This is a genomic window from Nitrosomonas marina (assembly GCF_900111605.1).
Taxonomy (GTDB): domain Bacteria; phylum Pseudomonadota; class Gammaproteobacteria; order Burkholderiales; family Nitrosomonadaceae; genus Nitrosomonas; species Nitrosomonas marina_A.
In genome coordinates, this window is record NZ_FOIA01000027.1 from 12,406 (window position 1) to 35,795 (window position 23,390).

The following is a 23,390-nucleotide window of genomic DNA, read 5'->3' on the forward strand; positions in this document are numbered from 1 at the left end:
GCCGTGAATTCGGACGCATTTTTTCGTTTGCTGCGCTCAACTGCAAATGCGCCGTTTGGGGCTGGTGTTTTCTTTGTTACTTACTGTTAGGCTTTCGATTAGGTACGGAGGATAAATTACTGCTAGATTTAAGAACAAGGCAATTAAAATAAACAAAGAACATTAAACAAGGAATTGTAAAATGAAAAAAATAGAGGCTTTAATAAGCGCAGTTTTCGGAGTGATATTACTATTACCAATACCAAGTAATGCTATACCGGTAATTGATCAGTCGCAAACTGTCAATGGTGGGGGCACTAATAATATTACTTACGTAAATAGGTTGGCACAAACATTCACGGTAGGGATGTCTGGCTTATTTACTGGGATCGATATACTAGCTCAAGGCTTAGGAAGTGACCCAGATATAACTGTATCTATCCAGTCTTTAGATACTAACGGTTTTCCAGATGATTCTAATATATTAGGTTCCTCAACACTAAGTGGTCCAAGTTTAATTACATCCTCCCCAACTGATTGGCACTTTGATTTTTTGGCCAGCAATATTGTCGTAAATGCAGGTGACCAGCTTGCATTAGTTCTCTCCTCTACAGACGATCCTTGGTCAACTGGTGATGTATCCGTTGTGTTTTGGGGGCCACACTCTTCATTAGGTGATTTTTATACTGGCGGGGGGTACTTTGCAACATGGGATCAAAATACTGGGCAAGACTGTGGGTGGTGCAGTGCTGGAGGAAGAGATATGTATTTCCGCACGTATGTTGATCAGGATTTATCTATTGTTTCAGTGCCTGAGCCAACAACGATGATGTTATTTGGTATTGGTTTTGCTGGTTTGTTGAGATACAAAATGTATCATATAAAAGAAGCCTAACAATTCAAATTCACTCAGACAGTCAAAGCTACGCGCCTTTTTGTGCACTCGCTATCGCTCGATTATTTCACAAAAACACGCTACGCTTTGTCTGCTGGTGATTTGAGGCATTATTTCTGTTGAAAATGGATTCTCTCACCCGCCGACTGCTTAGAGTCTCCTTCGGCCAAAAGCGAACCTTCGAGTTCTATATCGGCGGAGTGTCTGGTATCGCACCGAAGTTAAAGCAAAAATATTTGGACCTGTAACCTCATTTTTGCCTACTCAGCGACTACTGTTTGGTTTCTACCTTTCTGTTTGGCGCAATATAAAGCATCGTCTACTGCCCGAATAAAGTTCTCCATCGAGCTTCCTTGTTTCGGTAAAGCCGTTCCACAACCTATGCTCATCGATACCACCTTGGCTATCGGGGATTGCTCATGGGGCAACGCCATTTCAGCTATTGCGAGACGTATGCTCTCGGCAATTTTGTAGGCCCCGGCCTCTGATGTGGACGGTAATATGACGGCTATTTCTTCCCCGCCGTAACGTGCCGCAAGGTCACCTGGTCGATCAACTACATCGGATAGAATCTTTGCTATTATTTGAAGACACTTGTCTCCAGCGACATGGCCATATGTATCATTATAGGCTTTGAAAAAATCAACGTCTCCAATAAGCAGCGATAGAGAAGTGCCATCTCGAGTGGCGCGCAACCATTCATTTTGAAGGTGCTCGTCGAAATAACGCCGATTCGCTAGCCCCATTACGTGGTCTTTGCGGCTAAGCTCTTCCAAGCTTTGATTTGCTTCCCGTAGTTTTTTTTCTGCATTAACCCGCTCGTTTATTTGCTGTTCAAGGACTTGTTGACCGGCTGCTAGCTCCTGGGACCGACGGCGTATGAGTGACAAATAGGCGGCAAGCAAACTAGTGAATCCCAGTCCAAGGATCAAAGGCAACCAAATATCATAGCCTTCATCGAGCGTGAAATAGTCAGATGCTGGGGTTAATATTAATTCAAAGTTACGTTCGCCTAGTTTGAATTCATGTACGTATTTTCTAGTGTTATCAGCTAGCATGGTTTCCATTTCTTCCTTTTTTGTTTCCTGATCTTCCGGTGTGTGTAAGTATAGAAATTGCTTGTCAGGTTCGGAAGAACGGTCAAACAACCAGATATTCAGGCCATCAGAGTGTACATGCGACAAGGCTTTTTCCACGCCGTCTCCGATACGATACACGGCAGACGCAACGCCCATGAGCTTACGTTGGTCTTTGGCAGAAATACTATGATGAAATACGGGATGGATAATTAATACGCTATGTTGATCACCGTTCTCTTGGACCAGACGAAGTCGTGCAGTGCTGGTAGTTTTCGTACTGTCGCTCGCATGATCAATAGCAGCACGCCGAACAGGGTTCGAGTAAAGATCAAAGCCTTGCGCAGCTTCGTTGCCCTCATAGGGGCGAATGAAATATACGGGGAAGTATATCTGTCGCGTGGTTGAGTTTACTATTTCGTTTTGCTCGTCACTTTCAGTAATGCGGAATCCGGGAAACAGCTGTCGGGCGGTCCGTTCGAAATCTTCGCGCTCGTTGTGCTTGACCAAAGGGACCCAGCTCAGTGCAGTAATGGTTGGGAAACGCTCAAGTAGCGGTGTAACGAACGCGTCGAATTGACTAAAGGAAATGTTCTGCGAAGAGCCATACAGGGCACCTACGGATTCAATAGCGAACAAAGTATGAGAGAAACCCTCGACTATGGCGCTGGCACAGTTGCTGGCTAGGGCCTTAAACGCAATATCGCTTTGATTGCTTTTGTTCTCAAGTACTAAAGTATGGATGACGACTGAGACGATGATGCCTGTAATAAACACAGAACCCGACAGGATATACTGTTTAAAAAATCTTATTTTGTCCATTGCTGTAAGTCAACAACTGGTCGATATATAGAATAGGTGTGACTCCTCAATATATCGTTAACATTTGTCCCGGTTAAATCATTGGATTCGTGAAGGAGCACTAGCTGGCATGAATAATTAATACTCAAAAGGCGACTGATCACGACGAATGTCCCTGCAGGGTCGTAAGTGGGCGTTTCAATATCAAAAATTGTCAGAATACGCAGAGATTTTATTGAAACAGTCTGACTTCGTCATTTAAAAATTACTCCTCCTCCACGCAAACGCAGTTTTCTCCATTAAATGTAACTCGGCCAGTAGATAAAATGGCTTTTTTTAATAATTCTGCAGTCGTTGTTAGAGCAGTGCCACCTCTTTCGAAGTTGCTAATTGTTGCTGGTCTTGTACCTGCTCGTTGAGCTAACTCACTTACTGTCCAACCTAATCCAGAGCGAGCCATTTTACATTGTTTTGGCGTCATAGTAATAATTATACGCTATAGCGTAAATAAAGTTTGACTTAATTTGCGTCTAAGCGTAATATTATTACTCCGTAACGGAAAAAACAAGCCTGAAAGGTGCGGGAACACCAATCAGGCTCTAACCAAAACCAACTACTCAGGAGTTGAAAATGGCTGCTACAAAGTATACAGAACTATCCAATAAGCTGTCAGTGTTGCTGGCTGAGTCATCCAGTAACTCTGAATCTCAAAACGCGATTGCTTGTTCCAATGCTGTGATTTTGGTCAACGAAAGTGCGTTGACTCGGGAAGAGAAAAACGCCGTTGTAGAAGCGATAGGCAATACAGCGAATCCATCCGGATATTATTACGAGAACAACGGCATTCAGGCCGGCCTAGACGCAATCAAGAAGATTGAAACTGAAGTTTCAGCATCACAATCTGCTGCTCCAACTCGCCTTAACCTGAAGAACCTAAAAAACCTCGTATCTGACGGCACCATATTTTCAGTCGAGTTTATCAAACGCAGTAATGGCGAACTGAGAAAAATGATTTGTCGGCTAGGTGTCAAAAAACATCTGCGCGGCGGTGATAAAGCGTACAACGCGAAGCATCACAACTTGTTAACCGTCTTCGATATGGAAAAGGGCGGTTATCGCTCCATACCGGTCGATGCAATCCAGCGTTTATGTGTGAACGGTCAGGCATTCAGTTTCGGGGAGGTGCCTCATGGCTAAGAGAAAACCAAGCGCAAAGACAATATACCTGACCCATGAAATGCGCATTCAGAGAGCCATTAACGAATTTCATCATTTTCTTGCCACCGCTACCGAAGCAGAAAAAAATGTTGTCAGGCATGTAAAAGTGGGTATTGGCCCTGAAGCCGTGATGCAAGAAATACGCAGATTGCTCGGTGAGTCCATGGCGAAATGCAAAGTCATTCCGTTCCCGCAAGAACATAAGCGGAAAAACGCTGATTTGGCGCTCTGCCGGAACGGCAAGATTGAGCCTACATTTCTTGAACTGGATAAAGGAATTAAAAAATGAATGCTAATCAACTGAATCAAGAATCATTGATACCAGTATCGCGGTCAGAAATTAACGGTGAGAGTATTCAGACTGTGAAGGCGCGGGAGTTGCATGAATTTTTGGAAGTTGGGAAAGATTTTTCAACGTGGATCAAAGACAGAATCAATCAATATGATTTTATTGAAGATAGAGATTATGTTTTAACGTTCCCCAAAATTGGGGAGCGTAAAAATGTGAAAATCACCGAATATCATATTACATTGGACATGGCCAAAGAACTATCAATGGTCGAACGCAACGAAAAAGGCAAACAAGCCCGGCAATATTTCATTGAGTGCGAGCGTATTGCGCGAGAACCGAAGCCGGTTGATGTGCATGAAGTATTAAATGATCCTTCGGCGATGCGCGGTCTATTGTTAAGCTACACGGAGAAAGTTCTGGCGCTGGAAGAAAAGAACAAGGAATTGACGGCGGATTCCGAAGCATTGAGCCGGATTTCAAAGGCTGAGGGTTCATTGTGTATCACTGATGCGGCCAAGACTCTGCAGGTCAAGCCTAAGAGTCTGTTTTCGTGGCTACAGCGTCATCACTGGATATACAAGCGCATCGGATGTGCGTATTACTGTGCGTATCAGGACAAACTCAACAGGGGGTTGATGGAGCATAAATCGACCACCGTTTTGAGGTCGGACGGAACAGAGAAAGTTACGCCACAGGCCAGAGTAACACCTGAAGGTCTTGAGAAATTGGCAAAGCTGCTTCCACCGGAGATTACTGAAGTGGCGGTGAACGGGTGATTTTTTGAGCGGGTGTTTGGAGATTTGAAGCGCTGGTTGGGTCATGATACCAATCAGCGCCATATTTTTTGTGTTCCGCTCTGCCGCCGGGTGCTAGCAAGGCGGCTGATAGGAATTAACTCGTTGTCTAAAAAATAAAATGTTTTTATATTTCAGCGAATGATTAACAGTTTGTATTTGTAGCCCCTCGTGTTACTTGGACGGAGGCATCGTTACGACCAAGCTTACTCGGATAAGGCACGTAATGATTTTATATATAAGGTGCAGTTCGTTAACACTAGCATGTCGGTTCATGTAAATTACTTAACACAAATCACATAGAAACTTATATTGCTGTTGAACTCTTGGGCGAAGCCACCTGCAAACCCTTGCTTCCTACACCATCTACTTACAGCCGATGTACATACAAATGTGCCTGGGTTATTATAGTCACACTCATTATTTTCTTTTATCTCTGAGTATGGAGCATGGGTCGGCCAAATCTGTGTCTGAGAATCTGCTGTTGGTCGCTCGAAAGATATTTTTGACTGTTCTGGTTTTCCTTCTTCTCTCACGGAAGCTAAAAACTCTCGGTACAACTCTTTAAATTTGGGGTCTGTTTTTGCTTCTCGACAAAGTGTCGCCAAATATAATTGATTTCGATAGTTTTCTTCATTTCCTTTGCTCAGCAAACTACGTTTGCTGCTTTCTATATTTGCGCCGACCCCATTGCCTTTTAACTGTTTTATAAAAGCGCCAACTTTTCCATCCCAATCAGTAGTCACATTTGCAGGATATTCTGGACAGTTATCTATTTCTGCAAATGCTTCCGCTGAGCTTACAGATATCGCCAGAAGAAAAATAACCGCTAATTTTTTCATTAGTCACTCCTTTAACAATGTCGCATATACAACCTATCGCAACCAAAGGGTTCTTTATTCAATCCAACATAACAAACAATTATAAGGGTTCTGTATTTCAACCATACATTCTAGAAAGAAAGTATAATAAGTCTATAACACTAGTTAATTTTTTGCTACCTTTAAGAGGAAAAGTCTACACTTCACAGTAACATGATACTGTCTATATACAGAGCAATTGCAGACCGTCAATTTCTTAGCAACACTAAGAAATATTCGTAACAAAAATCCAGTTACCAGTTTTGTCCGCCTTGGTGAGCCAAACACCATCAAGCTAACAAATTAGCGACCTGAAATTGCAAATGTAGATCCAAACCGCCTCCGGGCGGTTTTTGCTATCCAAAACCGGAAAACCACGCGTTTGCAGAAAGTCCGGTGAAATAAAGTTTGCCTATCGATATTTGTGAAATTCTGATAGGGAAAACAGATCATGGCCATAAACAATGCGCAGTATTTGAAAGGATATTACGATGTAACCAAGGCGCATGGCGCCAAGGTTATTTCGAGCGACTTTGCGTTTGAAATCGAAGGATTTGAGCAGAATTACCTGCTATGTAAACAAGTGCCGTGGCCTGAATTGTCGCATGGCGGTGAAATAGAGATCCCAATGCCGCTAGGAACTACACGCTGGCAGGCGCAACAAGCAAAAGTAGCCGGTCAGGGCGCTATCTCTATGTTTGAGACCGTTCAAGGTCACATTGATAATATGCTGATCAATCTGCTGACATCAGGTGGATACTTCAACGCAACAATATATGAGGGCACGCCGCAACGGTTTTTGAAAGCTAAACGCATCGTGGACTGCTTCATGCAAGTTGATAATCCAGATCGTGACTGGGAGAACAGAGCGCAACCGTTGATGTTTACCGGGACTCTTTTTTTCCACTACTTTGGTGAAATCATACCTGGCAATAGCTCTGACTACACCTAATGAAATCGATCTCGGATCGCGTTGATCATTACCTGCTGCAAGAGCGAATGATATCCAACATGCTGGATACACCTATTGCTCTTGCTCAAGCGGTCGCTGCCACGGTGTTCTATGCCGGTTACGCTGAACTTAAAGCGCATGTCGATGCGTCGCCAGTTCCAAAAATCACGGCTGATACCGAGTTAAATGATTCTGAATGGGCGTTAATACGGCCATTATTCGTGCTCTACATGGAGCGTGAAACTGCGCTGCACCTTGAGTCAACCGTAGGTCTTGGTCCGAGCACGTTCGGCAGGTCGTCAAGCGAGATCGGGCAGGAAATAACGCAGTATGAAATGGATCTACCAAAAAAAGCGTTTTTGCAGCATGTTGTTACGGTGTAAGACTGGTGATTTTATATCTTAATAACGGCAATCAGATTCGAGGCGACCTCATAAAGTCAGCCGTCGTTCGTTCTGACATGTCGCCGATACCGGTAACGCTTGAAGCCGAGATCCGGATAGATGAAGACATGGCCGACCGTCTGGCTGAAGGTGAAATAATCACCCTGGGCGGTCAGGGCGATGAACTGCGCATTATCAAATCGACCAAAGTGCTTAACCGGGTGTCGCAAGGCAGGCGTGAAATGGATGCAATTCAGATAACCGCGTTATTGAATGCATGCCATACCGTTTCGTTTGTCCGTGGCAGGGCGATTATCAAGGAAAACGTATCCCTGTCGTCGCTGTATCGCGCTGCAGGCGCGTCAATCAAGTCGGTTGATGGTGACTTCCCTGTGCCGCGTTTTTATTGCCTGGCAGGTGATACTCCGAGTTTTCATATCAACAGGGTGCTGCAAGAAGAGGGTGGCATTGTGCGCTGGAAAGATGGCAGACTGGCTTTTTTCAGGCTTGCCGATTTGTTCAGTCAGGAAGCAGAAATGGACCTGCCGGACAATGCTTCCGATGACATTGATAGCGGCTTTATCGAGCGGCATGAAATACCCTGGTTTTATTCGCTGAAAGACGATGCAAGTTTTGTATTTGGCGATCGTCAGGATGCCAGGAGCGTTCGGTATGCGCCTTTCAAGAATATTCAGCGGTTGCGCAACATGTCAACGTGCCTGGTGCAGCGTAAAACATCGAAAATAAACCTTGCTGCCGGGATTGTGGCCGGTGATCTGGTCAATATAGTGGGGGCTGATCCGCTGTGCGTTATCACGGCAGCACACGCCTTTTTCAGTGGCACGGATGGCAGTGGAAGCGATCAGTACACAAAACTCTGGCTTGGGGATTTACAGGAATGATGAATGAATACGGATACATGCCCGGTATCTATCCGGGAATAGTCAATTCATATAACCAGGAGCGCCGTACATGTCGTATTGAAATACCAGGCTTAACTGATGGCGGCGATGTTTTGCCGGAAGCGGAAATCAAGTATTCCATTGGCGACAAATCTCGTGAAGGGGAATTTACTACCGAGATAGAGATTCTGCCGGGAGATACTGTCTGGATTGAGTTTATCGGCGGGGATTCGAGATATCCGGTTATTACCGGGTACCGTAACCCGCAGGCAGGAAATTCGATTGATTGGCGCCGGTGGCATCATAAAAACATAGAAGCGATTGCCGATATTTTGATCAATCATCTTGCCGGAAATGATATTCGGCAGAAAGCTGGCGATGATCTGCAGTGCCAGGCTGGATCAAACACCTTCATCATGTCCGGTGGCAACTTCAATACGCAGACTGGCAACAGAACAGAAATAAAAAGTAATAACCGGATACTTATCTGGTCACTCAACTCGCAGATTGTTCTTAAATCAGCTACAGGACTATTAATAATATGACCGGCAGTATTGACGAATTTGATTTGCCGGGTGATCCGACTAATTACCCGACTTGCACAAGTGTCACCAAGGGTTTTGTTCTGGTTGTCGACAAGTGCATTAACCATGACCACTACATTGATCTGACATCCCTGAGTGACGCTGTAATGACGACTAATACAGAACTTGAATTCAATGTAGGAACGGATATGGTTGTGAACGTTAGTGACAACATTCACATAACATCAACCAACGATATCTACGTTAATTCACCGAATTCATGGTTTGATTCGGAGGTTTGGGTGAAGTATGTTGCTCCGCCAGTTATACCTCCGAAAGAACAATTAATAGTCAATGGAATGATAGATGTAAACAAGCTGCTGTCATTTATTTACAACAATCTATTACCAGAATAAGGGGGTGCAGATGAAAAAGATGCTATTCAGTTTTCAGGACATGGCGACCGGCGACAAGGCCAGTAAGATTATCGAAAGGCAGTTCGCGCGCAAGGGAGCGAATGTCGTGCAGAGTGACGTTACAACCAGCGTAAAACGTGCGGCTGGTGTGAGTTATCGTGAGATTATGCTGACTTTCGCGGATTCGCAGACTGTAGTGCTCAGGGTAAAGCAGACCGGCGATATCTTTCAGGTGTTACTGAACAAAAAGCCGCTTCCTATCAAAAATCAGGATGACCATGAGGCGGCGGTCAATGAGATCGTCAAGGCGCTGGATTCTGGCCGGGCGAAATTCCAGAAACTGCTTGCCAGAACAAAGGTCAAGCCGCCCGCTGGAATTCGCACAGCAGCGCCGAAAATGGAACAAACGTTGACCGAAAAGCGCGATGCGTTGAAAGAGGCGATCGACATTGTTAATGGGGAAATCGCTGAATTAAGATCGAAGCTTGCAGCTTAACTATTAGTAACAAACCGGTTTTGAGGCTCATATCGATACAAATATGAGTCTCAACGAATAGGAAAACCACGCCATTTAGCCATTCCCGAGAGCATAAGATTCAACACTGAATTTGCAAATTTAGAATGTTGACCTTATGCCTATATCACATGCCGAATTAGAGGAAGCATCCAAGCGTTATAAGCCGTACAAGCCGCATTTTGACTATCTTGAAGAAATGGCAAATAGCGGCGCTTTCGGCAATAACTCTACCCCGACACCCACTGACGCCCAATGCAAGGCCGGTAATTACAAGAAAGGGCGTTTCAGTCTTCACGGCATACCGATTGCTATCGAACAACCCCGCAACACGTACCGCACAGGCATAGACGAGAAAACCGGCAAACGCTGGACTTCTCGGCTTGCGGCTCATTATGGATACCTGAGCGGTACCAAGGGCGCTGACGGTGACGGCGTTGACTGTTTTGTGGGCGTTTTCCCGGATGCCGAGTACGTGTACGCGGTCAACCAACACATCAATGGCCGTTTTGATGAGCATAAGATCCTTATCGCTTTTTATGATCAGGAATCCGCTGTAAACGCCTATATGGGCAGTTATGAGCGCGGCTGGAACGGCTTAGGCAGCATTGTCCGGATGACAGTGCCACAACTTAAATGGTGGCTTAAAAACGGTGATAAAAGCCGCCCTATCAACAAAACCGACTTACCACATGAAGGACTGGAAGCCATGACACAAAGAGTCTACTGGAATAACGATGCCATGCCACTGAATGGCCGCACGCTTGACCATGTTTTGTATGAAATACGCAGATCCGATTCAAGCGAAAAGCTGATTATGGACCCGGTAACAATACAGGAAATTATCGAGGACTCTGAAGGCGTTCTGGCATTCGATGCGTTGGTTACACCATACGCGAAACTCGAGCGCAAGATGGAAATACTGCAGGGAATCATGGAGCGCACAGGCAAGGACCTGAAGCCGGTATCGATGCAGATTTCCGAGCCGTTCAAACGTAACAATGTCGCAAATGTGGCGGTTGTTTACGAACTGTCTGACGGCCAGACAATAACTATCTACCTTCACAATCCGGATGTTACGCCCAAGAAAATGGCGGCAACGGATGAGGTTATCTCCTGGAAGTGGATGCTGAATAAAAAAGATATAACTATCGTTGTGGCACCTGAGCGCGGGCAGGATCTGAACGTTCGAGAGGTTGCGCGGCGAATCATGAAGCTGGCCGAGAAAAACAGCGCAGGATTCGCGCGCGCGAACGCGAGACGTGCGGAGTGCATGCAAAACATTCAAAGCCTGAAAGATGAAATCGCGTCGCTGGAGGCGGAGCTCAAAAAGGCTGAAAACGAACGCGACGCACTCAAAATCGAAGTTGAAGACCGGGACAGAAGCCTTGAGGATATGCATATTGCGGTCAGAGAGGCACTTTCCAAGCGAGGCTGGAATGGATTTGAGGATGGTTCAGCCATGACCATGGGCAATTATCGTGTATCTGGAAGCAGTAGCGATCTGTTCACAGTTGAATTTCTGGACGAGGATTCCGGTGTTTGGGGGGACTTTGGAAGGGTTAAAACCGATCTTGGCAAGACTGCAGAACAGATTGCTGAAGAGATTGAACGGGTTGTTTTCGGCAAAGGCAATACACTGCAAAAGCAGTATGAAGCGGACCTGAATTCTGCTCAAGAAAAATGGCGCGGTATAGGTAGGGCGCATAGGTATTTATTACTTCTTGAGGCCGATGCAATACCGGGTGGCATTGATGACGATAGCTTCCTGGATTATCAGCCGAAAATCCTTACAAATATGGTTGAGTTATTTAAAAATGACTGGACCCCTGATTGGAATTCGGCTGTTAAATATTTTAGAAAAAATGACACGATGGCAAATCGCGGAGAATTGCTATTCGAGTCAATAAATAATGCTGGCGGGTACAAGGGTTACAAAATAACAGAAGTAGAGCATAAGTATATAAACGGCTGGAAGGCGGTTAATGACGCAGGCCACGAAATAAACCACGCCACCAGGCTAGACAAGTTGCTTGATCTGATTGATGAATCAGGAAATAGCGGTGCTGGATCGTTAAACCCTACATCACCCGAAGGCTACGCCACAATCATGGCCGATGAGTCTTTGCAGATTCAGTATCAGGATGTGCTGGATTCGTTTTTCCAAGAACGGATTGTTGCGGTACGCAATGCGCTTCGCTATGTAGACTGGGATGGAGAGAATGGCGCCACGTCTTTAAGTAAAACGTTGGGTGGTGTTGTTTATCAGGCATCGTTTAGTTACAAGCAAGTCGGGGCTGGCGCCAACATTGTTGGTTTTACCGTTTCTGTTAATTCAAATAGCAGAGAAGGCGGCATCGCCCAGATTGCAACCATAGTTGATGACCTGTCAAGAACCCCTGAACAGATAGCTGGAGAGATTGATGACGCTGTTTCGGTTGATGATGGAAATAGCGGCAATGAATCAGAAGAAATAACCGCCGCCAAAGCCTTCCTGCAATCAGTCATAGACGGTGCGAAAGATGCCGCAAACCTGATGGATTTGCTTGACGAGATCGATGCCTCAGCCAAAGCGCTGATCGATGCTGGTATGGGCAGTGAATATGACGAATTGATCGGCAAGGCCGCTGAGAAATGGGCTGAACTGGACCAGCAAGCAAACGGTTAAGCCGCCATTCGATGACCTGATTGAATACGAGGCAGAAAACGCCTTTCTTGAACAGGAAGCCAAAGAAAAGGAGTTTGAAATGGAACAAAACAGCATAGTTTATGACGCCGCTGGCGGTGTTTACCTGGACCTTGATAAAAATGCCGTGTCAGCCACGGCAGATTTGCTCAAATACTTCCGTGATTTCATAAGGTCAGATGCTACTACAGCCCAAGTCCCGCAAGATTTAATGGGCTTTGCTGGCGGCAGAATGACAATGAACAAAGAAAGTGCGCAGCAAATCTTGCGTAGATTAATTGATGTGGCCGTAAATCGCAAAGCAGGCATTCCAGATGCCACCCAAGAGCAAAGGCAGCGGCTTGCCGATTTTGCCCACGATGCGCGCGTAATCAATGATTACTTTACCAAGCGTGCGCGTAGTTCCGGATCTCGCAACCTGCTACGCACGCCGGAAATGAAAAAGAAATACCCGTACATTGATAACCAGCCTGCAGAGTTCGACTCTGTTACTGACACTATGCTGATATTTGACGCGATAAGCGGTGCTGAGAAGCTAAGGCATGTGCGAGAACTTGGATCGCTGCGGATGGCCATGGAAGCGGCCAAGTCCGGGATGGAGAAGCTTGGACTTGTTAAAAGAATTAAGGAGATTCGTGAATTGTTGGGGGTTGCAGCGAAAAATGTTGATGGCGATGATGGTCCAGAAGAAACAAAAACCACGCCATCCGGCTCTGGATTTGAGTCTGCTGTATCTAATATCAAAACAAACTTTATCCAAACTGGGGTTATATCTGAGAGCGTCCCTGATGGATGGGTATTAATGAACGCGCCGCGCCCTATTATGGGTACAAAGACCTTCCAGGATGAATTTATACATGGCAGATTCTACGCGGCCATCGACCCCACGGATGAATTTGCCGAGTCAAATGCAAAAAATAATGACAGCCTGGATGCGTGGATAATCATTCAGCAACCCAAAGAAGTTCTGGATACCATGGTTGAGAATGCCATACCTGAAAGGCTGCGTGAAAGATATATGGAGCTTGAGCCTGATGTTAGAAAGCAATATTTGGATCAAAAAATTAGCGATCTCAACGGCAAGCCATACTCTGAAGCATTATCAATGCTTAACAAGGCGCTGAATTCTGGCGAGAAAGGCAAGGAGGCAGACCCGCAGCCAGAACCGCAACCAGAAGCAAAAAGTACCCTGGCCGACGTAAACGCAGTAATGCCGATACTCAAACAATTTATAGGCAAATCCCAATTGGCTGCCTTTGCTTCCGGAATTCGCGGTGAAGAGGGGCAGTTCATCAAAGACAAACTGATCGAAATCGCCAATATCATTAAAAATATGCCCCAAACCTACGGTCAGGACGGCTTGGGCGATGAGGCGGTGGTTCATTTACATTACTTCAAGGGATCGGCTGACTGGTACATCACCGAAAAGGATATGGAGGATGAGCAGTTGCAGGCATTTGGTCTGGCTGATTTGTATGGTGATGGTGGCGAACTTGGTTATATCAGCATTCAGGAATTGATTGATAGCGGCGTGGAATTGGATTTCTATTGGACGCCTAAAACGGTTGGTGATATTAAAAACTCGGGCAGTACCGATGACCAAGAATCCGGCGACATGTACAAAGACATTCAGCGGACTGTTGTTAATGACCTTAATGGCGACGGCAACAAAGATACCGATTCTGCTAGAGCGTTTCTTCAATCCGTAATCAACGGCACCGCAGACATGGACTCAGAAGAATTCGCAGAACAAATCGAACAGGCCGCGAATCGCCTTGGAGAAAGTGACGAACTTGTCATACAGGCAGCTAATGCCTATGGGGAATACGTTGCCAGAAAATCAAGAGAATTATTGCAATAAAGGAATAATAAATAATGAGCGTTTTGTCGGTAATATTTGATGATGCAAACCTATCGCCAATTGAGCGTATCCGCTTGACTGCGCAGCTTTCCAAAGCCAATGCAGAACTTAAAGCGGCAACCGGTCCGATGCAGAAGATAAAGGCCGCAAGTCAGGTAAATGCCCTGCTGATGCGCCTTGGAGTGTCAACACCGAAGCCGCAGGACAAGAGCCCCGAGCCGGTCTCTGATGACGGCGATCTGCAGGCGCCGCGCACGAAAACATCGCATTTTTACGACTTCGACCCGAACAGAAAACCGGCGCAGCGCAAAAAAGATAACCAGATAGCTATCGAGATATTGAATAAGATAGATTCTGGCGAAATCGACGGCGAAAGGCTTACTGAAGAACAGAAAATAGCCCTTGCCAAGTATTCCGGTACCGGTGGCGCATTAATCGGTGCTGACGGCAAAAAAGGTAGCGCGTATGAGTATTACACACCTAAGCCTGTGGCCGAGGGCATGTGGGATCTGATGCGCGAACTGGGATTCAGTGGCGGCAAGGTCCTTGATCCAAGCGCTGGAGTAGGCATATTCGGTGCTGTTGCGCCTCAGAATGCCGCCATTGACGCCATTGAACTGAACGAAACAAGCGGTCGTATTAACCAGCTTGTAAACGGCGGACCCGGATACAAGGCCATGGTGTCGCCGTTTGAAAAAGTGGCCGCAAACACGCCGGATGAAGAGTACGACGCGATCATAACCAATGTCCCGTTTGGCGGCGTTGCTGACCGTGGCGGGAACCAGTTGCACGACAACCGGTACCAGAAAGAGCCGCTGCAGAATTACTTTATTTTACGATCACTGGAGAAGCTAAAACCGGGCGGATTGGCGGCTTTTATTACTCCGCCAAGGGTTGTCTCAGGCAAAGGTGGTAAAGAAGAGGAATTGCGGCTTAAATCAAGTTACATGGCCGAATTCCTGGGCGCATACCGGCTGCCAAATTCTGTTTTTGGTACCGCCAGTGCGGATACGATGACCGATGTTGTCGTGTATCGTAAATTTAACCGAGAAACACTGGACAAAATCTCTGAACTGCGAGAGCAATCGCCACAAACATTGATCGATGCAAACGTACAGTGGCAGACGTTCATCGATGGCCGTTACTTCGATACTGACGGCAAGAGGTTCATCCTTGGCGAATTCGTTCCAAAGGACCCGAACAAGTTCCGTGACGTTGACCGGGTTTTAAATCCGGCCAGTGTTGCAGAAATCGGGCGCATGCTGAAGCGCTTCCCTGATTCCCGGATTGACTGGGGAATGCTGGACACCACAGAAACACAGATGATCATTTACCGTGATGGTGACACTATCACCCAGTCAGGCCAGACTCTGCAAATGAAAGACGGCCAATGGGTGCCGCTGCAACGCAGCGAGAATAGTACGGTGATGCTTGATATGGCTCACAAGCTGGCTTCGCCTTATGCCGCATTCTCAGAAAAAGTCACGTACAAATCTGCTGTTGAATTCATATCGCACATGCAGGAAACGTCACAATCGCTCGATATTCCAGGATGGTTACGCGGCGCAATGGCAGAACTTGGAAGGCTGGCGGATGTTGGGGATCGTGGTAAATACTGGAACGCTGGTATTGTGGGGCTGTCGGTAGCGCAGGTCCTTGAAGAGCGGCTTGGTGACGAGGTAGGCGTCAACTACCTTGACGAGTACCCCGCATTGTCAGACGCCATGCAAGTTACATCTAGTGTCGCAAAAAGCAGGCCGTCTCAGTTGGGTGGAAAGATTAAGGACGGCTTGAACCTGATCGGCACGCACTACAAGAAGAAAACCGGCTTCTCGGCTATATGGCGCGGTGATGTGCAACAGTCTGTGACACCGGTAGAAATTACGGCTGATTCCGGTTTTGAGGGACTTCGCTACAAGACAAAATCAATTTGGGTGTCGCTTGATGACGCCAAGGGGTTATATGGCGATGACTTTAACCCGATTGAAGATCCGGCATGGTGTGTCTCGGCTGATGGTCGTTCAGTTACCAAGGCGGATGATTACTATGTCGGTAACTATGCCGACTTTATAAGGCGCGTGGATGCCGAAATTGCTCAGGCTACCGATGATAAGGTCCGCGCGAAACTGTTACGTCAGAAGATGGACGCGGAAAGCCGTGTCGACAAGGTAGACGTCACAAAACTGACTTTTAATTTGTTCAGCCCTTATGTGACGCATGAAGAAAAAGCAGAATTTCTGCGCCGGTTTGTTCACTCGTCAGCTGCGGTAGTTTTCGATGAAAAAACAGGCCAAAAACGTGTTGATATTGACGTTCCTAGCAGCAAGTTGAGTGACAATGAAAAGCTACTCAACCGTATCGGTGATTATCTGAAAAACGGCACGATGACGCTCGGCGGCGTCAAGCTGGATATGAACGACGCCGAAGCACTGCGAGAACTGCGCAAGATGATTAATACTGCGAATGAGCAGTTTAACGGGTGGGTGCGTGGGAACCGGGTAATCATGGACCGCATGGAGAAAACCGCGTCAGATCCGACAAAATTGCGCTTCAGGTCTGTTGATGACGAATCTGAAGTGCCCATCCCTGGAATGGGTGATGAAATTAAGTTGCATGGGTACCAGAATGCTTTTGTAAGGCGCATGAGTCGTGATTTTGGCGGCATCAATGGTCACGGCGTCGGGCTCGGCAAAACTTTCCAGGCTCTTGCTGCTGTGCAATACGTGCAAAGCATAGGCGTAAAACAGAAAACCCTATTCGTTGTTCCAAATTCAGTTCTATCGAACTGGAGAAAAGAAGCTTCGCGCGCGTATGAAAGCATGGACGGCACTCTGTTTGTCGGCTTGAGAGAGAACAAAAACGGCGATGCGGTTGTTAAATCATCGAATTTTGATGAGGATTTGACCGCGATTATGGAGAATCGGCACAACAAGATTTTCATGACGCTTGAAGCGTTTGAGCGTATCCGGTTACGCGATGAAACAATTGAAGATTACGAGCGCTATCTGCGCAGAGTCGATGCAAGTTTCGCGGAAAGTGAAGATAAAAAAGAAGATGAGCGCAACAAGAGCAAACAATCAGGATTGATGGCTATCCTGTCCAGCAAGACTGGTAGTGCGCCATACCTTGAGGATATGAGCGTTGATAGTATCGTGATCGATGAAGGGCATGTTTTCAAGAATTCAAGCCAGGTATTCGACTTCAAGGGCGCTAAATTCCTGTCACTGTCGCCCGCATCCAAACGCGGTCTGGATGCGCAGGCAAAAGCCTGGTACATACGAGGCAAATCGCCATTGGGCGACGGCGTTATGATGCTGACCGCCACACCTATTACTAACAGCCCGCTTGAGATTTATTCAATGTTGTCATTGGCCGTTGGACATGACCGCGTAAATGACATGTGCCTGGGCATACGGGGCTCTGACAATTTCATGGATATCTTTGTTCAGAAAGAGAATCAGGATGATGTAACCATGGACGGAGTGTCAAGAACGACAGATGTTTTTGTCGGGCTGACTAACGTAAGCATATTGAGAAAATCCATAGGTGAAGTGGCTACGATCAAAACCGCTGAGGACGTCGGCGGGCAAATCGTTGTTCCGGACCGTGAAGAAAAGCAGTCTCAGGTTACGCTGACGCCTGACATCGTCAGCAGATTAAAAGTGTATAAAGCTGCATTCAGGTATGCGATTGACTACATAACCGAGAAAGAGCCGAACAGGGGCGATCCTGATGCGTTCGAGACTGTAGCAAGCCACTTCGGTGAACCGATGGACCTGATAGGGCATCCGTTCAACCTGATCAATAAGATGACCATGTTGATCGCCGACCCTGAATTGGATCAGCGCGCAACCTTTTATAGTTTTGCGCCGGCGCAGGATAGTCAGGCAAAAACTGTTATAGACCAGTTCAACAAGAAAAAATACACTGAAGAGCGCCAGCGGCCTGGTCCTATGACTACCGATGATGCAATTATCGGCAAGAAGATAGTCAAGGATGCCGGTGGGGACGGCATTGAACTGCTTAAAATTCACGTTCGCGCCAGAATCACTGAAGGCACGCGCATAGTCGTTGATACGATCGATTCAGACACGCAAACAGCATTTGAAAAAATGGCCGAAAAAGCGGGGCTGGATCTCGACGTTACAGTTCCACCAAAACTAGCTGCCATGCTTGAGAATTTCCAGAATGAGCAGGCAACACCAAGAGGTATTGATGCTGATGGAAACGTTTCATCGATCGTCAAACAGATCATTTTCTGTGACATATTGCCGTTGCACAACAAGATTAAACGGCTGCTGACCAAGCGTGCCGGTGTTCCGACCGGTGCAATAGCAATCATTACCGGGAAAACCAATAATTCACCCGATGAAATTCTCGAGGTCCAGGACGGCTTTAATGCGCAAGGAGGTGACAATAAGTACCGCACCATTATTGCCAATGAAAAGGCCGAAGTCGGCATTAACCTGCAGAAAGGCACGCAAGCCATCCATCACCTAACAATCGGATGGACCCCTGACAGTCTTGAACAGCGTAACGGTCGTGGCGTTCGCCAGGGTAACAAGACGCAGCGCGTTAATATCTATCATTATGATGCGGATGGCACGTTTGACACTAACAAGCGGTCTATGGTCAATAAAAAAGCCGACTGGATAGGTAACGTTATGAACATTGACGGTGGCGAGAGTGTTGCCGTCACAGGCGGACTGTCGAAAGAGCAGATGGAAGCGTTGATTGATACCGTTGGCGATTCCGATGCAATGCGCAGGATGCAGGAAACGATAGCAGCCAAAGAAGCCGAGGCGCGCGCAGCAACGAATCGTGATAAACAGATGATCAACATTGACACGATCCGCAAGCAGAAATCGTTCATTGATGAAAATCCTAGCCCTGTGAACATGGTAGTCGGTCGCATTTTGGGGCTGAGAAGACTGAAAATACAGGCGTCATCAATTAATGCCCGCATTAACAATCCTAAAGCCACTGCGTCCGCAGTGGCTAGAAATGAGCAGATACTGTCTGAAGTTGAGGCGCGTATAAATGGCCTGACAAATCAGATAGAGCAATCTTCCACATTCAGGGGCGGATATCCTGAAAAAGTCTACTCTCTTGAAGAAATGATCGCATATTTGAGTTCTGTATCTAACCGTGAGAGTGACTTTGAAAAAATGCTTCGCGGCGAAAAATCTCCATCGTTCAAAATTGAAGTCAATGAAGATAGTGATATAGCGCGCGAATGGTCAGAAGAAGTAGAAATGGCCAAGTCCATGATTGAAGAATCAAAGGCCAATTTCACGCGACAGGCCGCTGAAAAAGGTGGAATACCGGCAGAAGTCGCTCGCCTGATTGCCGATGGCAAGGGCTCAGTAATTGACGGCAAGCCTGTGGTGCATGGCACTTTTGGCCGGTTTAGCGATGGTAATCTCGGCTTGCTGTATTTCAGTGGTCAGGGCTTGTACGCTATTGCATACTCATCTGAAAGAGAAAATATCGCCTCAGCGAATGTTGATGTTTTCTTGAAAAAGGGCGAGTTAATCTATCCTGGCATGCCCGAGTATGATAAGTGTATAACCGATGCGGCGGCTATTGAGGACAAGATCAACAGCGCAGATAATATTAACAATAAATTCAACAAGGTTGTTCCTGAAGTTGCGCAGCGTCGTAAAACCGAGGTGCTGGTTGAATATTCGACATACGATTACATATTGCCGCAACCGTATTTCCCGTTCGTGATTGATGATGCTGATACGCCAGTCATGCAGAAAATAAAGGAATCACAAAATTCGGTTGTCAGGTCGGCAAGTCGAAGTTATTTTACTGTGCCGGGCAATCTTGATGTGCAGGTGAGACCAAGTGGACTTAACAAGCGTGGCGCTCTGGTTAATTACGCCATTGCAAATAAAATGCAGCTTACAATTGATGATCTTGACGGCAGGGTGTGGGCGACAGACGAGATACAAAGGCGGTTGTCAGAAGATGATCTGAAAGCAGCCCTTACAGGATCTACAGAGCAGGAAATCAGAGGGCAGGCTGATAATTATTTCAGGCAGGCCGCGCCATGGTTCGATTTTGGAGACACGCCGCCAAGTGATCTGGCTGGACCTATTCTAAGGTACATTGTAAACAAGGCAATAGATGCGTTGCCTATAGATGAAACCGAAGCCGGTTCTGATTCTGGCCCATCCGGCGATAATGAATGGATTGCGATACAGTCAGAATACAGTTTCACAAAACTGGTCAATATCAGAAAGTTCTCTGAAGGCATGGGCGAAAAAGCGGCCTGGGTGAGTAGCAAGAAAGGTATTAAGCCATGGGATAAGGAAGTGGCTGCTAACTTGCCAGCGGCGCCTGGGGATTCATGGATTATCAAGCGCAGTGTTTACGAAGCGCTGGAGAGAGAATACGGCGGATCGTTTGAGTCTCACAGCGTCAGAATTGTTGCATAAGGAAGGTGATTATGAATTTTACAGAATACCGTTTCGACAAAAACAAAATTTCAGCCCTGGTTGAAGAGAAAAAAGCGAATCTAATTACGAATCGAGGCATTAATAACCTGCTGGCATTCGGCCTTGGTGTTGTGGCAGACAGATTGCGTAATGACCGGTCTCGTTACCGGGATTACGGTCCGTACTGGTGGGCTCTCAAAGAACTGATGAACGCGAACGGGTATAGCATGGGCGACCAGTCCGACCCCATCGTGTCGGATTCTTACCGGGGCGGAACGGATGAAGAAACGCTTATTATGGCCGATGAATTCAGAACGATGAATCTCGGCCAGAACGTCATAGGTACAAACAAATTCATGCTTGACGGCGATAGCGGCGAATTTTGGGAGTTATTTGACCCGGATATGGAAAACCCGACATAAAAAGGCTCTGGCATTGACTACGATACAGAAAACAAACTGGATCGTAATTAAATGCTGGCAAATTTTGCAAAAGAAACAATCAGTGCAGGCGGTACGGGCAATCTCACTCTGTCGGGCGCTGTTGATGCCGCGCACATATCACTAAATACTGCCATCGGGCAGAATAATCCGTTCTGGTATCTCGCTGAGGACGGCAATGACCGTGAAATAGGCGTCGGGCATTTGTCGGCAGCCACAACGCTGGTGCGTGATCAAGTCCATGAAACCCTTAACGGCGGGACATTAGACAGAACGTCGCCAGCAGCCCTTGACCTGTCAACTTCAGCAACAATTTCCATCGTTGCGGCTTCACAAACCATGATCGCACCTCACTACGGTAATTTCTACCCGGCAAGCGGTGTGCAGGGCATGTGTTCCATGGGGCAAGGTGCCGAGGCCAGTTCATCACATACACTGTGGAATAACGACCTTATTTGCGTTCCATTTTGGTGGGGATGCTCAAAAATGGTATCCGAGGTATCTGTTCGGTGTTTTACGTCCGTTGCGACCTGTGTTGCCAGAGTCGGCATTTATACAATCGCGCCGAATGGAAAGCCCGGATATTTGCTCAAGGAATTCACCGATGTTGCAGAAATAGCGCTGGATACAACCGGTATAAAGACGGCCACGCCTGCGGCACCGTTCTGGTTGCCAAGCGGATTTTATTACATGGCTGTGATCGCCAATACCGGATCTGCCGACCTTGCCGGTCCGCAATATGCGCCTGCAGGTCTGTTCATGGGGCTGGACTCATCCGGTGTGAGGATTCTGTCAATCTTTCTTGATACGTCGTATGGTGCCTTGCCTAGTGGGGACCTGAGCGGCAACACGTTCACAGAGCACAATTCATCACCATCTTTCTGGCTGAATTAACATGACTATCAATTACACAGAAAAAGGTAACGGTCTGCACAGGGAAATAAGCATGGCAGGGCATTCACTAAAGCAAATCAACGGCGAGTGGGTATCGGATGACGATGTTGCCGTACAGTCGATTATTGACGGTTATCCGCTGTCGCTGACTATTGCCGAGTTCAAGCGCAAGGTTGATGCGTATGCGGCCACGTTGCGCAACAAAGCAGTTGATGGCGTTTCGCCTGGAGAAATGGCAAGTTGGCCGGCCAAAAAAGCGGAAGCGGAATCGTACAACCTGACGCTTGACCCCGCAGACGCGCCTACATTAAACGTTGAGGCGACGGCTAGAGGTGTTCCATTGCAAAGCATAGTCAACCGGGTGATTGCAAATTCAGCGGCATTAACGGGGCTGGAGGCGCAGATTGCTGGTGTTGCCGGCATGCACAAGGATGCGATTGAGGCCATGCAGGATTTCAGCGCCATTGTCAGTTACAACTATAAAACCGGCTGGCCTAATGTATGAGTCTCGGCAGTAATGTACTCGGCTCTGGCGTACTCGGAACAAGTGGCGGCCAATCCGCTCCGCCAGGAGGTCCGGGCTTTCTGGCTGCGTGGGTATCAAATATTAAACGGGTGATTTTTGGAATGAAAAAAAACGTTGCCAACCAGGGTATAGAAACTCAACTCATTGACATAAACGGCGACCCGGTTACGACCGGCACGACTACCGTGAACGTAAAGGGCGATAACGGCGCTTTTGCAGCCGGTACTGGTACCGTCTCACATGAGGGCGACGGTTGCTGGCAGTACATCCCTTCCCAGGCTGAAAGCAACTATGACCGCATAACATTCCAGTTCCTGAATGCGTCGGCAATAACCGCATCAATAACCGTTTTTACGACACACCCGCAATCAGGCGACAATTACACAAGATTGGGCGCTCCTGTCGGCGCGTCAATTGTTGCTGATCTGACAACCATAAAAAACAAGTTCCCGGTAAATTCCGAACTGCATGAAATAGACGCGGAGGGCAGGGTTCGCATTGATGATGCATCGGCAACGCTTGTTCAGCAGTTCATGGATGAAGACAGCGCGATTAAAACGGTGCTTGATTCTATTGATACAAGAACCGTGACCAATCTCGTAAATGGCCGCGTTCCGGCTGATGCCGAGGCGATAGACGGCAATGCCAGTGCTGCAACCAATCTCAAGGAACATGCGCTTCGCGCCGTGCCGGTTACTTTCGCTGCAGGTGGCACGACCACAACGGCGGTACTTGCGACTGTTGGCGGGGGCGCTCCGAATGGCGCCAGCAACGTAATTTACAAGAATGCTGCGCTTGTATTCAGTGCGCCAGCCGCATTGAAAGATCAGCGCGCATTAATTCAGTCGTACAATGCTGCCACCAACACCGCTACGATTACCGAGGTGGCAGCGGCGGTCGATGGAACGGCGGTTGCCGTATTGGTGTAATA

General features: G+C 47.1%; 20 protein-coding genes. 17 read left to right on the top strand and 3 right to left on the bottom strand.

Annotation, left to right across the window (positions count from 1 at the left end):
* Positions 1-181 precede the first annotated feature (181 nt).
* Positions 182-874 carry a PEP-CTERM sorting domain-containing protein gene (locus tag BMY62_RS11905; RefSeq protein WP_090660176.1) on the top strand — a complete coding sequence of 231 codons (693 nt, stop codon included), beginning with the start codon at positions 182-184 and terminating at the stop codon, positions 872-874.
* Between the two features lie 260 nt (positions 875-1,134).
* Here BMY62_RS11905 and BMY62_RS11910 read toward each other — a convergent pair whose 3' ends face one another.
* Both BMY62_RS11910 and BMY62_RS11915 read right to left on the bottom strand, forming a co-directional pair.
* Entirely contained in the window at positions 1,135-2,772 is a 1,638-nt protein-coding gene (locus BMY62_RS11910) for a diguanylate cyclase domain-containing protein (protein WP_090660179.1), read from the bottom strand.
* Between the two features lie 244 nt (positions 2,773-3,016).
* Complete coding sequence (locus BMY62_RS11915; protein ID WP_090660182.1) at positions 3,017-3,232, bottom strand: helix-turn-helix domain-containing protein; 216 nt, start codon at positions 3,230-3,232, stop codon at positions 3,017-3,019.
* A gap of 149 nt (positions 3,233-3,381) precedes the next feature.
* Between BMY62_RS11915 and BMY62_RS11920 the strand changes: the two genes are divergently transcribed.
* The 3 genes from BMY62_RS11920 to BMY62_RS11930 are packed head-to-tail and all read left to right on the top strand — an operon-like array spanning position 3,382 to position 5,037.
* Complete coding sequence (locus BMY62_RS11920) at positions 3,382-3,948, top strand: SH3 beta-barrel fold-containing protein (protein WP_090660185.1); 567 nt, start codon at positions 3,382-3,384, stop codon at positions 3,946-3,948.
* Positions 3,941-4,258 (top strand): hypothetical protein, encoded by a 318-nt coding sequence (locus tag BMY62_RS11925; RefSeq protein WP_090660189.1) that lies wholly within the window; start codon positions 3,941-3,943, stop codon positions 4,256-4,258. The genes BMY62_RS11920 and BMY62_RS11925 overlap by 8 nt, the downstream gene beginning before the upstream one ends.
* Positions 4,255-5,037 carry an antA/AntB antirepressor family protein gene (locus tag BMY62_RS11930; RefSeq protein ID WP_090660192.1) on the top strand — a complete coding sequence of 261 codons (783 nt, stop codon included), beginning with the start codon at positions 4,255-4,257 and terminating at the stop codon, positions 5,035-5,037. Before BMY62_RS11925 ends, BMY62_RS11930 begins: the two co-directional genes overlap by 4 nt.
* Positions 5,038-5,336: 299 nt before the next feature.
* On the opposite strand, the gene BMY62_RS11935 is transcribed toward BMY62_RS11930, so the two are convergent.
* Positions 5,337-5,897 (bottom strand): hypothetical protein, encoded by a 561-nt coding sequence (locus BMY62_RS11935; RefSeq protein WP_090660196.1) that lies wholly within the window; start codon positions 5,895-5,897, stop codon positions 5,337-5,339.
* 469 nt (positions 5,898-6,366) lie between these two features.
* Here BMY62_RS11935 and BMY62_RS11940 point away from each other — a divergent pair, with 469 nt between their 5' ends.
* The 13 genes from BMY62_RS11940 (at position 6,367) to BMY62_RS12000 (ending at position 23,388) form a co-directional block, all read left to right on the top strand.
* Complete coding sequence (locus BMY62_RS11940) at positions 6,367-6,867, top strand: hypothetical protein (protein ID WP_090660199.1); 501 nt, start codon at positions 6,367-6,369, stop codon at positions 6,865-6,867.
* Positions 6,867-7,250 (top strand): hypothetical protein, encoded by a 384-nt coding sequence (locus tag BMY62_RS11945; RefSeq protein ID WP_090660202.1) that lies wholly within the window; start codon positions 6,867-6,869, stop codon positions 7,248-7,250. Before BMY62_RS11940 ends, BMY62_RS11945 begins: the two co-directional genes overlap by 1 nt.
* Positions 7,251-7,255: 5 nt before the next feature.
* A complete protein-coding gene (locus tag BMY62_RS11950; protein WP_143058808.1) occupies positions 7,256-8,152 on the top strand; it encodes a hypothetical protein in 897 nt (298 codons plus the stop codon).
* Positions 8,149-8,697 carry a hypothetical protein gene (locus BMY62_RS11955; protein WP_143058809.1) on the top strand — a complete coding sequence of 183 codons (549 nt, stop codon included), beginning with the start codon at positions 8,149-8,151 and terminating at the stop codon, positions 8,695-8,697. Before BMY62_RS11950 ends, BMY62_RS11955 begins: the two co-directional genes overlap by 4 nt.
* Complete coding sequence (locus tag BMY62_RS11960; protein WP_090660210.1) at positions 8,694-9,092, top strand: hypothetical protein; 399 nt, start codon at positions 8,694-8,696, stop codon at positions 9,090-9,092. Before BMY62_RS11955 ends, BMY62_RS11960 begins: the two co-directional genes overlap by 4 nt.
* A 10-nt stretch (positions 9,093-9,102) precedes the next feature.
* Complete coding sequence (locus BMY62_RS11965) at positions 9,103-9,588, top strand: defense against restriction DarA-related protein (protein WP_090660213.1); 486 nt, start codon at positions 9,103-9,105, stop codon at positions 9,586-9,588.
* Between the two features lie 136 nt (positions 9,589-9,724).
* The gene (locus BMY62_RS11970; RefSeq protein ID WP_090660216.1) at positions 9,725-12,274 is read left to right on the top strand and encodes a defense against restriction DarA-related protein; all 2,550 of its coding nucleotides are present in this window, start codon (positions 9,725-9,727) and stop codon (positions 12,272-12,274) included.
* A 79-nt stretch (positions 12,275-12,353) separates the two neighbouring features.
* Positions 12,354-14,153, top strand: coding sequence for a DUF2958 domain-containing protein (locus tag BMY62_RS11975; protein WP_090660218.1), 1,800 nt, complete (start codon positions 12,354-12,356; stop codon positions 14,151-14,153).
* A gap of 14 nt (positions 14,154-14,167) precedes the next feature.
* Positions 14,168-20,599: an SNF2-related protein gene (locus BMY62_RS11980; RefSeq protein ID WP_090660221.1), complete on the top strand. Its 6,432-nt coding sequence runs from the start codon at positions 14,168-14,170 to the stop codon at positions 20,597-20,599.
* Positions 20,600-20,610: 11 nt separating this feature from the next.
* Positions 20,611-21,021, top strand: coding sequence for a hypothetical protein (locus tag BMY62_RS11985; protein ID WP_090660224.1), 411 nt, complete (start codon positions 20,611-20,613; stop codon positions 21,019-21,021).
* Between the two features lie 51 nt (positions 21,022-21,072).
* A complete protein-coding gene (locus BMY62_RS11990; RefSeq protein WP_090660227.1) occupies positions 21,073-21,933 on the top strand; it encodes a hypothetical protein in 861 nt (286 codons plus the stop codon).
* Position 21,934: 1 nt separating this feature from the next.
* Entirely contained in the window at positions 21,935-22,438 is a 504-nt protein-coding gene (locus BMY62_RS11995) for a hypothetical protein (RefSeq protein ID WP_090660230.1), read from the top strand.
* The gene (locus tag BMY62_RS12000) at positions 22,435-23,388 is read left to right on the top strand and encodes a hypothetical protein (protein WP_090660232.1); all 954 of its coding nucleotides are present in this window, start codon (positions 22,435-22,437) and stop codon (positions 23,386-23,388) included. The genes BMY62_RS11995 and BMY62_RS12000 overlap by 4 nt, the downstream gene beginning before the upstream one ends.
* Positions 23,389-23,390: the final 2 nt, after the last annotated feature.